Consider the following 16,935-nt stretch of genomic DNA (forward strand, 5'->3'; position numbering starts at 1 on the left):
CGGCTCTGTCCAGATTGACCAAGCCAGTGTTAAGTTGCCAAGCCTATTTACACGTGATGAAGTGATAGCATAGATTGAAGAGCGAGCAAGGGAGTGGGTAGCTCAAACTTCCGCTTGTTTTTCCTAGGGTTATTTGACTGAGCGCCATCGTGCGCTCGCTGATTCCAACCAATGCGAGTAAGAAGTATGCCTTCATTTTCACAAACAATAACTGATTTTTGGCAGACCCCATTTTTGAACGGAGACGTTCTCTATAGCGATGAAGTTTTTACGGTTACCGTCAATCCTGATCTGAACGAAGATCGCCGGGTCATGGTACTGGAAACCTCCGACGGCCGAGTGATGGCGGTTCTGACGCCTGCATTGGCTGATAAGGCTGGTCTTTATCAACAACAAGAGCTATCTGAGTCGATTTTCCGTCAGAAGTTGGATGAAGCGGGCGTCACGCTGCATGGCGCAGATTATGTTTTCTATTTTTCAGAAGCGGATAAGAACGTCTTGCTGCAAGAGAATCCGGCAGGTGTCTTGCGTCAGTTAACAGAGCAAGATGAGGCGGTTTTCTCCGAATTCGAATCTTCCGCCTCAGAGCAAGATTTGGATGACGCTTATGTGGAATTGGATCACTGGGCGGTGTTCGGCTCTTTTGAACAGCATCGTCTGGTCAGCGCGGCCAGCATGTATCCGTGGGAGAACGCGCAAATTGCGGATCTTGGCGTATTGACGCTGACATCTTTTAGAGGCAAAGGGCACGCCAGCAAAGTGGTGCGTTCAATCAGTAAATATGCCTGTCATCAGGGGTATGAACCTCAGTACCGATGCCAACTCGATAACTATGCGTCTACGTCATTGGCTAAAGCGGCGGGATTGACGCTGTTTGGCAAGTGGGAAGTGATTTCTCCTGATTCTACTGAATGAACGATGCCTGTGATCCAATAAGTTAACCTGAAATAGCAACCTTTTAAAACCCAACAAGAAAGTAATCACTATGTCAAAACTTAAAATAGCTGTGGTTGGTGGCGGAAATATTGGTTCTAGCCTTGCTTTTGATTGTGCGTTGCGGGGGCATGATGTTGTTGTTATCGAAAAAGACGTTTTTGCTTGCGAACAGAGCAGGGAACGCGTTACGGAAACGGCGGGTTACGCGCCTTTGTTCAGTCCGCTCGCTAAAGGAAAAACCCCTGAGGAGATGCTGCTCAACATCGTCTGGTCGCAGGATTTGCAAGCTGTGTCGGATTGTGCGTTTGTGGTGGAAAACATCACGGAGAATATCGAGCTTAAACAGGCGTTATATGCCCGTATGTCTGAGTTTATTGCACCTCACGCGGTACTGGCGGCGAACACCTCCTGCATTCCCATCACGAAACTGGGATCGTTTCATAAAACGCCTTCTCAAGTGATTGGTGTGCATTTTATGAATCCGGTTTATCTGAAGCATACCGTCGAAGTGATTGTCGGTCTGAATACTTCCGAACAAACTAAAGAGCGATGTCTGGAAATCTTGAGCATGCTAGGTAAAAATGCCGTGGTGGTGAAAGATGGCCCCGGCTTCGTCTCTAATCGGATTTCTCATTTATTTATGAATGAAGCCGCTTTCACCATACAGGACGGCATTGCTCAACCTGCGGATGTGGACACTATCTTTAAACAATGCTTCGGTCATAAAATGGGGCCGCTTGAAACAGCGGATCTGATTGGTATCGACACGGTGGTCAATTCCCTTGATGTGCTCTACCAGATGTTTCAGGATTCAAAATATCGGGTTTGTCCATTGATGCGGACAATGGTTGATGCGGGGCATTTGGGACGAAAATCCGGCCGGGGATTTTACACTTATTAAATCCTTTATGTTCAGGTTATATTTTTATTCAGCAAGATAGCGTAGACTCAATCCTTCGAGCCTTATAACGAATAGCATCATCTTAATTACCAAGAGCTTCGTATTATTACATGATACATGAAGCTCTTTTTTTTACTACCATGACATAAGATGATATTTCATAAAATAAAAGGGTAATAGATTATGTCTGAGGGTGTTAATAAAAGTATCTGTATTTAATTATTTTTTGATACATAAATAAAAAAAGTATATGACGGCGAATAACAATAATATGTTAGTATGAATGTTAATGATTTTAATATTATATTTATGGCCATGGCTGTTAATTATAATTAAAAATATTTTCATTTAAAGACTAAAGCCCTATCTTATTTTTCACGCCAAGAAATATTCATTGAATAGTGTGTATCTAAAATATAGATATTCTATTTTTCTATATTAAAAAAGTAATAGATTAAAAATATATTATCTAATGATTCATTTTCTGTATAAATACATTTCGGGAACATTTATGTGTTTCCCTCCTTCATAAAAATAAGGAATTTAAGATTTTTTATAAAAATTAATAACAAAAAAAATTAAAAACACTTTCAGGCTGGGAAAAAACACAAAAATAATCTAAAGGCAAAAAATTTCATATGAAAAATGCCGCGCAAATCATTAATGAAGCTTTAAATCAGAGAATGACTCTGTTTGTTATTGATAACCAATTACAATATGAAACCAGTCGCGACAGCATACCGCCAGAATTACTCAGTGAATGGAAAAGTTATCACAAATTGTCACGGTTTATCTTGTCAAAGAAAAATGAAAACATTTCCAGACAAAACAAGAAACAACACAAGGACTATTAGAAGGTGATATATGAAAACTGCCGTACAAATCGTCAATGAAGCTTTAGAACATGGAATCACGCTGTTTGTTGTCAATAACCAGCTGAAATATCGGACCACGCGCGACAATATACCACCGGAATTGCTCAGTGAATGGAAAAGCCATAAACAAGAGCTAGTTGATTTTCTGAACCAAATTGACTCGGAAGAATATACTCAAACACACCTGTTGCAGGATATTCCTCGTGACGGACGTTCAGCGCATTACCCACTCTCATTTGCCCAACAACGTTTGTGGTTGATTGATCAGTTAAATGGCAGCAGCCCCCAGTACAACGGTACAGGGGATTTCAGATTAAAAGAACCCGTGAATATTGAGGCACTTGAAGCGGCAGTGAAGAGCTTGCTTGAACGTCATGAAGCATTGCGTACTCATTTTAAAATGATTGATAACGAGCCGCGACAGGTGATTGCGACTACCTACGACCTGCCCATGACCCATCATGATTTATCGGCACTTTCTGAAACAGAAAAAAAACATCACTTAAAACGACTTAACAGAGAAGAAGGAAATCAGGTTTTTAACCTCAGTGCTGATTTGATGCTGCGTATTCGGGCCATTAAACTGGCAGAAGATGATTATGTCATTATCTATACGATGCACCATATCGCCTACGATGGCTGGTCGATCCCTATTTTCCTCAGTGAACTCCTCACCTTATATCGGGCTTACTGCCAAGGTGAAAATAATCCGCTGCTCCCGCTGAAAATCCAATATGCCGACTATGCCCAATGGCAACGGAACTGGCTGCAAGGCGAAATTCTGGAAAAACAACTGACGTATTGGCAAAACCAGTTAGCCGGCATTGCCCCTTTACATCGTTTTCCGCTGGATAATCCCCGGCCAGAAAAACAAGGTTTCGAAGGGCGCGTTCATTCACAGCGTCTTTCTGCGCATCTCTCCCAAAACATCAGGGCACTGTGCGCCAAACATAAAGTCACTTTATTTATGTTTTTGGAAACAGCTTTTGCCGTTTTACTCAGTCGTTACAGTAATGAAAAAGATATCGTGGTTGGTATGCCAATAGCCGGAAGAAGACACCGCGATATTGAACCCCTGATCGGCTTTTTCGTCAATTCTCTGGTTATCCGGACTGACTTATCCGGATCACTGACGTTCAGTGAGTTGCTAAAACAAAACAGCCGCACGATTCTGGATGCTTATGAGCATCAAGATCTCCCCTTTGAAATGTTGGTGGAAAAAATCTGCCCGGAGAGAAGTTTAAATCATAATCCTGTCTTCCAGATCATCTTTGCCGTACAGAACAACCAACAAGATACTACGATGGAGCAGGATAATATTACCCCAGATGAAGAAAAACCGCTTCTCACTACCCGTTTTGATCTGGAAGTTCATGTTTATGAAGACGAAAAGAAAGGAGAGTTATCGATTTTATGGATTGCAGACACCAGCCTGTTTAACAGCGATACCATTGACAGATTACTCGCTAATTACGAAATACTGCTGACCAGCATTGTCGAGGCGATGAGTGTCAATTTGGCTAATAAAGAGCCATCCATTGATAAACTTCCCCTCTTGGGCGATGTGGAAAAACACACATTATTGCATGAGTTCAATGGGCCACGGACTCAGTACCAGCGCGATCGTTGTTTCCATGAGTTATTTGAAGAACAAGTTGCGCAAAACGCCGAAAAAACAGCGTTGGTTTTTGGTGACAGTACGCTCAGTTATAGAGAATTGAATGAACAGGCCAACCAATTAGCGCATTACCTTATTGAACAGGGCATTCAGCCTGATACCTTAGTTGCAATTTGTCTTCCCCGAACGCTGCAAATGGCTGTTACACTACTGGGTATTTTAAAAGCGGGTGGTGCTTATGTGCCGTTGGATATCAGTTATCCGAAAGCGCGTCTTCAATACATGCTGGAGCACAGCGGGGCGGGAATTATCCTGACTGAAACGTATTTGGTCAATAATCTGCCGCTCAATCAACAAAACGTCATCTGTTTAGATACCTCCAAAATACAGTTACATCTGAAAAATTTACCAATAGAGAACATCACCGAACGCCCATTCCCATTGACTGAAAACCATTTAGCGTACGTGATTTATACCTCTGGCTCCACAGGCAGACCCAAAGGCGCAATGCTGGAACACAAGGGCTGGGTTAATCTGGCACAGGCGCAGGCTACTTTATTTGGGGCTGACTCAAATATCCGCGGATTACAATTTGCCTCCTGGAGTTTTGATGCTGCCATTCTGGAAATGTCCATGACATTAGCATACGGGGCAACACTGTATCTTATTTCTGAAAATCAGCGCCGTTCTCCTGAGTTACTGGATGACATCATTGAAAAATACCAGATTACCCATGCAGTATTACCACCCGCTTTGCTACCTCATCTGGATTTCAATAAATGGCGCAGCGTTTCAACCCTGTTGTTAGCTGGGGAGGCCGTACCACCGCATATTGCCGCACAGTGGTCACAAGATCGGAACTTGTTCAACGTTTATGGTCCGACAGAATGCACTTCTATTATCACCAGTGGATTATTAACGGCAGATAAGCGGATTACGATTGGCAAACCACTGCCGAATGCCGTGATGCGTATTATGGACTCCGATGGCAATTTAGTCCCTCTTGGTGCGGAGGGGGAATTGTATATCGGCGGTATCCAATTGGCACGAGGTTACCGGAATGCGCCAGAACTGACAGAAAAGCAGTTTATTTGTGATCCATTCAGTCCTAATCCGACTGACAAGCTTTATCGTACCGGCGATTTAGTTCGTTGGACTCTTAACGGAGAATTGGAGTTTATTGGCCGCATTGATTCACAGGTCAAAATTCGCAGCCATAGAATAGAGCTGGGTGAAATCGAATCCGTTCTGGCTGGTCAGGAAATTTTAAGCAGTGCGGCGGTGATCACTGATGGTAACAGTGAAGATAAAAAGCTGATTGCTTACGTTTGTCCGAGTACGACTTGGTTGGCAGAAAAAGCGACCGCTTTTAATGCTGACTATCTTGAAAGCTGGACAAAAGTCTTTGATGACCAATATCGACAGGCAACAACTGAAAACGTCATCTCCGATAAACATGACACTGACAGTGACTTTGGCGGCTGGATAAACAGTTATACCAATCAGCCGATCCCGCTTGAGCAGATGGAAGAGTGGCGTGCGGGCACCATGCAGAAAATTAATGCCCTGCATCCCCGTCGCTTACTGGAAATAGGCTGTGGTACAGGTTTACTGTTGTATCAATATGCTGAACAGTGTGAATCGGTCTTGGCAACAGATATTTCGGCAGAAGTGCTGACACGTCATCAGCAAATCCTGCAACAACGCGGTTGGTCGCATGTCCAGTTGCGTCAGGGGGATGCGCTGAATTCGGGTATGATCACGCCTGATATCTTCGATACTGTTGTCATTAACTCGGTGGTTCAGTATTTCCCCAATGTTCAGTATCTGGATAAAGTGCTTGCCCAGTTACTGCCGGCGATTGCCGCAGGGGGAACAATTTTGCTGGGGGATATCCGCAACTTAGATTTGTTAACGGCACATGTGACGGCGATAGAACAAAGCCATCTGGGCGAACAGCGTATTTCCGTGGGAACGATGGCAAACCGTATTCAGCGACGTTTGCAACAAGAAGAAGAGTTCCTGCTCAGTCCAACTTATTTTGCCCAATTACCCGCCCGTTATCCGGAGATTGACCGAGTGGATATTCTGGTTAAACGGGGTGTAGGCGATAATGAGATGCTGCGTTATCGTTATGACGTCATACTGCATAAAAAAGACGAAAGTACAAAATCGTGTGGTCATGCTGCTTTCACTTGGTACGACTTTGTTTCCCTTGAAAATTTGCGTGACATGTTACAAAGGGAAGAGCAAATATTTGGTGTTTCGGGTATCCCCAATGCCCGCGTTAAAGACGATCTTGCCTTGGCCGAGGGATTACGCCATTGGCCGGCCAATCAATTTATTTCTTCATCTGAACAAGCAGGCAGCTTCTCCGCGCAGTCGACGGAACAGGTTCAATCTTTTGAATTGCTGCTCCAATATGCTGAACTGTGTGGTTATCAGTGTGGTATGACATGGTCACAACAACAACCAGATCTGCTGGATGTGATTTTCAGCCGTGGAACATTACCTCAAATACAGGCTCGCTCTGATTACAGTCAAGCCCATCTGGCTAACTATCCGCAAATTTCGTCTATTAGTGGTGAACTTTCAGAACTCCTTGAGTTTGCTCTGAAAAAGCAACTACCGGAATATATGGTGCCCAGCCTCTATATCCCACTAGAACGTATGCCGCTCTCTCTAAACAATAAAGTAGATAAAAAAGCGCTGCCTGTTCCTAACGAAGATGATTTGCGGCGGCAGGCTTATACCGCCCCACGAGATGAAATGGAGAAGAAGCTTTGTCAGTTATGGCAAAATTTACTGAAAGTTCATCAGGTTGGAGTTAATGACAATTTCTTCGCATTGGGCGGACATTCACTTCAGGCAACACGCCTGATCAGCTCAATACGCAATGAATTAGACGTTGAAATTCCTTTAAGAAGTATTTTTGAGCACCCAACACTGGAGCAACTATCAAAAGTTGTCACGGTTCATCTTGTCATGGCAAGAAGAAAACATTTCCAGGCTGAACAAGGGGCAACACAAAAAATATTGAAAGGTGATATATGAAAAACGCCGCTCAGATTGTCAATGAAGCTTTAAGTCGGGGAATTACGCTGTTTGTTGCTGATAACCGCTTACAATATGAAACTCAGTGCGACACTATTCCGCTGGAATTGCTCAGCGAATGGAAAAAGCACAAACAAGAATTGATTGAGTTTCTAAGTTACGTCAATTCAGACGAGGAAATGCACACGTATCAATTGCAAGATATTCAACGTGATGAGCATGCAACCGATTATCCTCTCTCATTTGCCCAACAACGTTTGTGGTTGATTGATCAGTTAAATGGCAGCAGCCTCCAATACAACTTTACAGGGAATTTCAGATTAAAAGAATCCGTGAATATTGAGGCACTTGAAGCGGCAGTGAAGAGCTTGCTTGAACGTCATGAAGCACTGCGTACTCATTTTAAAATGATTGATAACGAGCCGCGACAGGTGATTGCGACTACCTACGACCTGCCCATGACCCATCATGATTTATCGATACTTTCTGAAACAGAAAAAAACCATCACTTAAAACGACTCAACAGAGAAGAAGGAAATCAGGTTTTTAACCTCAGTGCTGATTTGATGCTGCGTATTCGGGCCATTAAACTGGCAGAAGATGATTATGTCATTATCTATACGATGCACCATATCGCCTACGATGGCTGGTCTCTTCCTATCTTCCTCAGTGAACTTCTCACTTTGTATCGGGCTTACTGCCAAGGTGAAAATAATCCGCTGTCCCCGTTAAAAATCCAGTATGCCGACTATGCCCAATGGCAACGGAACTGGCTGCAAGGCGAAATTCTGGAAAAACAACTGACGTATTGGCAAAATCAGTTAGCCAGTATTAATTTATTACATCGTTTTCCGCTGGATAATCCCCGGCCAGAAAAACAAGGTTTCGAAGGGCGCGTTCATTCACAGCGTCTTTCTGCGCATCTCACCCAAAACATCAGGGCACTGTGCGCCAAACATGAAGTCACTTTATTCATGTTTTTGGAAACAGCTTTTGCCGTTTTACTCAGTCGTTACAGTAATGAAAAAGATATCGTGGTTGGTATGCCAATAGCCGGAAGAAGACACCGCGATATTGAACCCCTGATCGGCTTTTTCGTCAATTCTCTGGTTATCCGGACTGACTTATCCGAACCACTGACGTTCAGTGAATTGCTAAAACAAAACAGCCGCACCATTCTGGATGCTTATGAGCATCAAGATCTCCCCTTTGAAATGTTGGTGGAAAAAATCTGCCCGGAGAGAAATTTAAATCATAATCCGGTCTTCCAGATCATCTTTGCCGTACAGAACAATCAACAAGATTTCATTTGGGATCAGGAACATATTGTTTCAGATGAAGAAAAACCGCTTCTCACTACCCGTTTTGATCTGGAAGTTCATGTTTATGAAGACGAAAAGAAAGGAGAGTTATCGATTTTATGGATTGCAGACACCAGCCTGTTTAACAGCGATACCATTGACAGATTACTCGCTAATTACGAAACCCTGCTGATCAGTATTGTCGGGGTGATGAGCGACGATTCGGTTAATGATGAGCCATCCGTCCATGATCTCCCGTTTCTGGCTGATGCTGAAAAACACATGCTACTGCATGAGTTGAATGGGTCACAGACTCAATACCAACGTGGTCTTTGTTTCCATGAGCTATTTGAAGAGCAAGTTGCACTATATCCTGAAAAAACTGCGCTGATTTTTGGTGAACATTCTTTAAGTTATCAGGTGTTGAATGAGCAAGCTAACCAACTGGCTCATTATCTTATTGAACAAGGCATTCAGCCTGATACGTTGATTGCGATTTGCCTTCCGCGTTCACTACAGGCAGTTGTTGTATTGTTGGGGATTCTTAAAGCTGGCGGAGCTTATGTGCCGCTGGATGCCAGTTATCCGAAAGCACGTCTTCAATACATGCTGGAGCACAGCGGGGTAGAATTTATCCTGACTGAAACACTTTTGATCGAAAAATTGCCTGTCAGTCAACAAAAAGTCATTTGTCTGGATACTGACAAAATACAGTTATATGTGCAGAACATGCAGGGGTTACGCATGAAATTTTGGTAGGTTAAAATTGATTAAATAACAGCGCTTCCATATAGCCATTATCCCACCCGGCTGATTTCCTTCGGGCACTCAAACTCAGTTTACTGTTGGTATCTCGTTTAACGATATTGAGCGCCATTTTACGTAATTGGGCAAATATTCTTGTGGCGATCCGCTCTCTCATCCGTGAATCATCTTCTCTAAAAGTGACATCCAGTACCCAGTGTAAACTATTTTCGATAGCCCAATGTTTTCGTAGGGCACCTAACTGAAAGGCGGGAGCATCCTGGCAACTACTTAAATAATAACGAAAATCAGAGGTGACTGTGTCAGAATAATGTTCTTGTCGTATCGTTTCCGTTACCAGGAGGGCCTGAATATCTGGCCAAGAACCTAAGTGTTTTGTTTCTGATGTCAGCGGCAGAACCCATCCGCGTCGTCTGACGGTACGTCCGTGGCTATCATCGAATTTATCATGGTCAGGTTTAAGGTAAGGTTTTTGGGCTATCTGTTGTTGTTGAAAATAGTCAACGGCTTCCGAAAAGGTTTTCCCCTGATTGCCTTTAAGGGACAAAATATAATCGGCTTCACTCTCGCGTAATTGCTGAGCAATCGTGCGTTGGCAGCCCATCGCATCAATCGTCACGAGATGTCCTTTCAATGAAAGCATCGATAATAATGTGGGGATGGCCTTAATTTCGTTTGATTTTCCGTCTACGGCACACTGACATAAGCTGAGCCCTTTCTCAACCGAGAATGCACTCACCACATGTAATGGGCTTTGTTCAATTTTCTTATCAAACGAATGGCGTAAACTTTTACCATCAATCGCAATGATCGCCCGCTTTTCTGAAGAGACGTCACGAGAAACCCACTGATAAAAATGACGTTCAAAGAGGCCGGGATTTAATAAACTGAAACAGCGCCGGAAAGTATCATGTGACGGAATACCGCTTTTGAGCGGAAGAAATGCACCCAGCCAATCCTTTTTTAGCTGGCCGTACTGTTCAATATCGGTCCAGGCGTTAGCGCCGGCAATGACAGCGCATACCGCGATCACTAAGATATCAATAAAACGGTGTTTGACCTTTCCCTGACAACGTGGATCTGGAAAGTCAGAAAAGACATCCACTAATTCTTTCATCAGCGCCCCTCTAAAAATGAAGGCATTATCCACTAAATATTTTCATGCGTAACCCCTGGCAGAACATGCCGACAAACAATATTGTTGATCGACTTTTGCCCCTGACTGAAAATCATCTGGCTTATGTTATTTACACCTCTGGCTCGACAGGCAGGCCAAAGGGAGCGATGATGGAACACAAGGGCTGGGTCAATCTGGCTCATGCGCAAACCACCTTGTTTGGAGTTGATGCAAACAGCCGTGTATTACAATTTGCTTCCTGGAGTTTTGACGCCACTATTTTAGAAATGTCCATGTCTCTGACGTATGGCTCTACACTGTATTTAATTTCCGAAACGCAACGACGTTCGCCTGAATTATTAAATGAAATCGTCGAAGAATATCAGATTACCCATGCAGTATTACCACCCGCTTTGCTACCTCATCTGGATTTCAATAAATGGCGCAGCGTCTCAACCCTGTTGCTAGCTGGGGAGGCCGTGCTACCGCATATTGCCGCACCGTGGTCACAAGATCGGAACTTGTTCAACGTTTATGGTCCGACAGAATGCACCTCTATTATCACCAGTGGATTATTAACGGCAGATAAGCGGATTACGATTGGCAAACCACTGCCGAATGCCGTGATGCGTATTATGGACTCCGATGGCAATTTAGTTCCTCTTGGTGCGGAGGGGGAATTGTATATCGGCGGTATCCAACTGGCTCGCGGTTACCGGAACGCGCCAGAACTGACAGAAAAACAGTTTATTCGTGATCCATTCAGTACTAATCCGACTGACAATCTTTATCGTACCGGCGATTTAGTTCGTTGGACTCTTAACGGAGAATTGGAGTTTATTGGCCGCATTGATTCACAGATCAAAATTCGCAGCTATAGAATAGAGCTGGGTGAAATTGAGTCCGTTCTGGCTGGTCAGGAAATTTTAAGCAGTGCGGCGGTGATCACTGATGGTAACAGTGAAGATAAAAAACTGATTGCTTATGTTTGTCCAAGCACAGAGTGGTTGGCTGAAAAAGCCACAGAATTTAATGCAGATTACGTGAAAAGTTGGACAGAAATTTTTGATGAACAATATCGCCGCAATACTGAGAACATTCAAACTGAAGACACCATCAATCCGCTGACCTTAGACAGTGATTTTGGCGGTTGGATAAACAGTTATTCCGATCAACCGATCCCGCTTGAACAGATGGAAGAGTGGCGTGCGGGTACCATGCAGAGAATTAATGCCCTGCACCCCCGTCGTTTACTGGAAATTGGCTGTGGTACAGGTTTACTGTTGTATCAATATGCTGAACAGTGTGAATCGGTCTTGGCAACAGATATTTCGGCAGAAGTGCTGGCACGTCATCAGCAAATCCTACAACAACGTGGTTGGTCACATATCCAGTTGCGTCAGGGGGATGCCCTCAATTTGGGCACACTCGCGTCTGACGCTTACGATACTGTTGTCATTAACTCGGTGGTTCAGTATTTCCCCAATGTTCAGTATCTGGATAAAGTGCTTGCCCAGTTACTGCCGGCGATTGCCGCAGGGGGAACAATTTTGCTGGGGGATATCCGCAACTTAGATTTGTTAACGGCACATGTAACGGCGATAGAACAAAGCCATCTGGGCGAACAGCGTATTTCCGTGGGAACGATGGCAAACCGTATTCAGCGACGTTTGCAACAAGAAAAAGAGTTCCTGCTCAGTCCAACTTATTTTGCCCAATTATCTGCCCGTTATCCGGAGATTGGCCGAGTGGATATTCTGGTTAAGCGGGGCGTCGGTGACAATGAAATGCTACGTTATCGTTATGAGGTCATCTTACATAAACGAGATAAAAATGCAGCGTCATGTCACGATCAACTCATAACTTGGTTTGATTTCAATGCTATTGAAGAGGTGAGCAGTCTGTTGCAAGCGGGGACATACGATACCTTTGGTATTTCAGGCATTCCCAACACCCGTGTTAAAGATGACGTTGAATTGGCAGAAGGGCTACGCCATTGGCCAGCCAACCAAATACTCTTTCCACCAGAATATGCCGGAAAATTTTCTCCCCGGGCAGAAAAACAGGTTCAAGCATTTGAATCCCTGTTTCAATATGCGGAGCAGTGCGGTTATCAATGTGGCGTGACGTGGTCACAACAGCAATTTGACCTGCTGGATGTTATTTTCAGCCGCCATTCATTGCCTCCTGTACAGGCCCGTCATGAATATAACCAAACTCATTTAGCCAATTATCCGCAAATCTCTGCCATTGGGGGTGAACTTTCAGAGTTACTGGAAACGGCCCTGAAAAAACAATTACCTGAATATATGGTTCCCAGTATTTATATCCCAATGGAGCGCATGCCACTCTCATTGAACAATAAAATAGATAAAAAAGCGCTGCCTGTTCCAAATGACAATGATTTGCACCATCAAACTTATATCGCACCAAGAGATGAAATTGAGAAAAAACTCTGTCAGTTGTGGCAAAACCATCTGAAAATCAACCAAGTTGGTATTTATGATAATTTCTTCTCACTCGGTGGTCATTCGCTCTTAGCAGTGAAAATAACGGCTTCCATAAAAAATGATTTAAGTAACAATTTTAGTATGAATCAAATGTTTACAAATCCAACTATTGCACAGATTGCCAGTATGATTCGTAGCGCTCAAGACCATGACATATCTACACTATTGCCAATACAGAATGTATTCGACGGAAGAATACCGATTTCTTATTACCAAAAGATGTTCTGGTCTCTGATCAAAGAGGAAGCATTGGACGATGCTTTTAATGTCCCCATTTCCTTGTTGATAGAGGGGGAACTAAATCAAAGTGCATTGGAAAAAAGTTTGCACGTTATTTTAGAACGGCATGAAAGTTTACGATTAAGATTTTATGAAGAAGATGAACAGGTTTTCATAAAACCTAATAACAACATGAGAATAAATTTACAAATTATCGATTCGTTGCCAAAAGAAATAGAAAAAGAACAAATTACCATTGAAATTAACAAACTCTGGGAAGAGGAGTTAAGGATACCTTTTGATGTTTACAATGGCCCATTATTCAAGACATTTTTGCTGCCTGTATCAAAAACACGCCATGTCTTATTAATTAATATTCATCATATTATTTTCGATGGATGGTCTATCAATATCTTTATGAACGAGTTTAAGAAACTGTACACGGCTTACTCACAGGAGCAAGATGTTATTCTTCCGGTAGTTGCAATGCAATATTCTGATTGTGTTTATGATTTACAAGAGCGTCATAAAACTGAGAAATATCAAAATCAACTAAAATTCTGGCAACAACAATTTGCTGATCTTGATATGGGTGAACGTAGTTTTCCAGTGGCTTTCAGCAAACATCTAACCACTAAATATCAATTTAAAGTTATCAATATCAATACACCTAAATCACTGGATAATGCTGTTTCGCGATATTGTGAAATCCATAAGATCACACCTTATATGCTATATATGGCTTTATTCCACGCTTGTCTTTTTATGCATTCTGGTGAATCACAACATATAGCCACATCACCACAAGCTGATCGTTCTCATATTGACAGCCATCAAACAATAGGACTGTTTTTGAATGACCTGATAGTAAAATCAACTATCAGCAAAGAGATGAGCCTTCATGACATCATTCAGCAAATCAGTAATTTTATTTATAAAGCGCTAGAAAATTCAGATGTCCATATGGCAGCGGTGATTGACAGTATAGGGGAAAAGGCGAGGGATAATATATTTAATGTTCTATTTAACTATATGGATGCCCAGAATTTTTATAACTATGCAGATAGTCCCGATAGTGGAAAAATATCGCTGCCAAATCTCGATATGGAATTGATAAAAGTTGATCCGACTCCTTTTCAGTCACTTGGGATAAATTTCATAAATATACCACAAAATATTATGTGTGAATTAAGCTACAACCCAGAGCTGTATACTGAAGAAACAGCCAATAATCTTGCGAGATATTATGAAAGATTGCTGGAAGCCTTTGTATCTGGTCAAGATAAAGAGAATATCAGTTATTTTTATGACTAAATTCATTTAAGAAATAATCAGTTAATGAATGAAGAGTCAGGCCTCATAGATGAGGCCAATTATCGTTAATCGCTGTCAATTTACTGACGTGGCCAACAAAGCGGCAACTTGAAAGACGAAGGATATAGAAAATAATTTTTATGACGTCATTACTCATCAGGTAGTTCAGGCTTAAGCCTGAACTACCCTATAGATTACGGAACGATAGCAAACGAACGTACGGGGAAACCTGACGCGTTTTTAGGTTTAGCCACGATATTGAGAATCACTGCACCACGCACAGGGACTTGATCTAGGTTAGCTAACAGCTCTATTTGGTAGGTATCTTGCGCTAATACATAATATTCACCCAATAAGGCATTATTCTGCCTGAAATCTTTGGCTGAGTCGGTATCGAATGTTTCATGGCCGATGGCTTTAATATGGCGCTCTTCAAATAAAAATTTCAGGGCATCCAATCCCCAGCCCGGTGTTTGGTTATTACCTTGATCATCTTTATTATCCATCTTTTCCTGAGATGGCCAGCGTTTGCTCCAGTCGGTTCTGAGGGCAACAAAAGTATCTGCTTCAATCATTCCATGTTCGGCTTCAAATTGAAGAATGTCATCTTTGGAAAGCGAGAAGTTAGGATTGTGTTTTGCTCTTTCTGATTGGTCAATAACGATTAAGGGTAAAACCAGTTCCTTTAATTCCAATTCATCAAGAGAACGGGCATCAGAAACAAAATGGCAGGGAGCATCAAGGTGAGTGCCATATTGACCTGGGAATGTCAATTGTTGGACAAAAAAACCATTTTTATAATCAAAAATAGTTTTAAATTCGGCAGGTTGAAACATGAAAAAATGGGGCGAACATTCATCAAAACTATGCGTTAGATCTATCCATTTTTTCGATTTCAACAAAGTCAGTGCTTGCAAGATGTCGTGTGTCATAACAACCTCATTTTTTTTATTGAATATATCCTTCATTTTTCAATTTACTGCTTTGTTGGCTGCAATTTGAAATTTGCTGGGTATCGTCTTTTGGATAACTATTGGGAGTTATATCAAAATAAGTGGGTTCTGTTAATGAACATTCAGCCGCTGATATAATTACGAGGTAATAAGAGGTACTTGATTATCGATAAAAGGAAGGGTTATTTCTGTCGTTTGGTTATATAACTGTCCCCATTTTGAAAATGTTATCGGTAACAATGAAAAACCCATTCGGGGGATGAATAACATTGTAAAGACGATGACCTTATTTATATTATTCCACTGCATAATTTCCCCTTTAAGCAAAGATAAAATATGATGATTTTATCTCCTGTCAATGAGGTAAAAAAGCCATTATGATCGTTATTTGGTTAATTTTTTGTTAAATAAGTTTATGTAAGTTTTCTTGATTGTTTGCAAATTATGAATAAAATAAAGTGCCAAATTAGATTAACCAAAAAAGCGATGGTGACTAAATGACACCACCTGAAGTGAAAACAAATAAATGACACCACCAATTAGTGTTATTTTTAATAAAAGCACATGGCGTCGTTGTTGTATTTATTTTGTCTCTGTAGTCGTTAACTCCATTTCATAGTCACTGACAGGGAACTGCCCATAAGTATCATGTAATAGTTGCTTGCAGCTTTCCTGTTTAATCAGGTCGCTAAGTTCATCTAATCGTTTTTGCAACAATCGCTTCGTTTCTCTTTCATTATCCAAGACAGTTTGTAAAATTTGGGTTAATTTTTGCTGTAATGAAAGTGGGGCGTCTGAATTTTCTGATAATAGGGTAACCACTTCGACTGCCTTCAGATAAGTGATTTCCATATCAACAAGTTCATCCCACTGTTCATTTTTAGCTAAATCAAGCATTTGCTCACTTAAACTAAGGATCCGCTGGTAAGCTGACAAAAGATCCAGATCATTTTTCATTAAACAATATCCTGACTGGCGTTGTAATGAGGACCTATTTGCCGCCAAGAATCTGAAATCTCGGTAAGTAAATCAATCACTTCGGTAATGGCCTTCTCATCATTGCGTAAATTAGCATGGAGTAAACGACGATTCATATAATCATATAAAGCAAACAGATTCTGAGCAATCTCTCCGCCTTTTTCGAAATCTAATCCCTCTTTGAGACCATTATCAATGATATTGATTGCCTTGGAAATAGCTAAACCTTTCTCTGGGATATTGCCCTGTTGCATCAGAATAATTGCACGACGTAGGGCGCTAAGCGCCCCATTGAACAATATCTGAATCAACTGATAGGGAGAGGCATTCATAATTTCGCTCTCAAGATCTACCTGAGCGTATAACTGGCTTGCCGAACGTTGATACATAATGT

At 42.0% G+C, this 16,935-nt stretch carries 9 protein-coding genes and 1 pseudogene; 6 read left to right on the top strand and 4 right to left on the bottom strand.

All coding sequences use genetic code 11. The features are described from left to right. Positions 1-234 precede the first annotated feature (234 nt). The 5 genes from PSI22_RS03885 to PSI22_RS03905 all read left to right on the top strand — a co-directional run bounded on the left by PSI22_RS03885 (position 235) and on the right by PSI22_RS03905 (position 9,444). On the top strand, positions 235-915 hold the full coding sequence (locus PSI22_RS03885) for a GNAT family N-acetyltransferase (RefSeq protein WP_273578668.1): 681 nt from the start codon (positions 235-237) through the stop codon (positions 913-915). Positions 916-985: 70 nt separating this feature from the next. Continuing rightward, a complete protein-coding gene (locus tag PSI22_RS03890; RefSeq protein WP_273578669.1) occupies positions 986-1,837 on the top strand; it encodes a 3-hydroxyacyl-CoA dehydrogenase family protein in 852 nt (283 codons plus the stop codon). Between the two features lie 638 nt (positions 1,838-2,475). Further along, a complete protein-coding gene (locus PSI22_RS03895) occupies positions 2,476-2,691 on the top strand; it encodes a hypothetical protein (RefSeq protein WP_273578670.1) in 216 nt (71 codons plus the stop codon). A 10-nt stretch (positions 2,692-2,701) separates the two neighbouring features. After that, positions 2,702-7,384 (top strand): non-ribosomal peptide synthetase, encoded by a 4,683-nt coding sequence (locus PSI22_RS03900; protein ID WP_273578671.1) that lies wholly within the window; start codon positions 2,702-2,704, stop codon positions 7,382-7,384. Next, positions 7,381-9,444, top strand: a complete 2,064-nt coding sequence (locus tag PSI22_RS03905; RefSeq protein WP_273578672.1) for a non-ribosomal peptide synthetase — start codon at positions 7,381-7,383, stop codon at positions 9,442-9,444. Before PSI22_RS03900 ends, PSI22_RS03905 begins: the two co-directional genes overlap by 4 nt. A gap of 1 nt (position 9,445) precedes the next feature. Here the strand turns inward: PSI22_RS03905 and PSI22_RS03910 are convergent, their stop codons facing one another. Next, a complete protein-coding gene (locus PSI22_RS03910; RefSeq protein ID WP_273578673.1) occupies positions 9,446-10,567 on the bottom strand; it encodes an ISAs1 family transposase in 1,122 nt (373 codons plus the stop codon). 59 nt (positions 10,568-10,626) lie between these two features. Here PSI22_RS03910 and PSI22_RS03915 point away from each other — a divergent pair. Then, a pseudogene (locus PSI22_RS03915) lies at positions 10,627-14,610 on the top strand (condensation domain-containing protein); the annotation flags it as partial. A 194-nt stretch (positions 14,611-14,804) separates the two neighbouring features. On the opposite strand, the gene PSI22_RS03920 reads toward PSI22_RS03915, so the two are convergent. The 3 genes from PSI22_RS03920 to fliS form a co-directional block, all read right to left on the bottom strand. Further along, a complete protein-coding gene (locus tag PSI22_RS03920) occupies positions 14,805-15,542 on the bottom strand; it encodes a cyclase family protein (RefSeq protein WP_273578674.1) in 738 nt (245 codons plus the stop codon). Between the two features lie 603 nt (positions 15,543-16,145). Next, positions 16,146-16,520: a flagella biosynthesis regulatory protein FliT gene (gene fliT, locus PSI22_RS03925; protein WP_273578675.1), complete on the bottom strand. Its 375-nt coding sequence runs from the start codon at positions 16,518-16,520 to the stop codon at positions 16,146-16,148. Beyond that, on the bottom strand, positions 16,520-16,930 hold the full coding sequence (gene fliS / locus PSI22_RS03930) for a flagellar export chaperone FliS (protein ID WP_038183621.1): 411 nt from the start codon (positions 16,928-16,930) through the stop codon (positions 16,520-16,522). Before fliS ends, fliT begins: the two co-directional genes overlap by 1 nt. Positions 16,931-16,935: the final 5 nt, after the last annotated feature.

It is taken from the genome of Xenorhabdus aichiensis, from assembly GCF_028598775.1.
GTDB lineage: Bacteria > Pseudomonadota > Gammaproteobacteria > Enterobacterales > Enterobacteriaceae > Xenorhabdus > Xenorhabdus bovienii.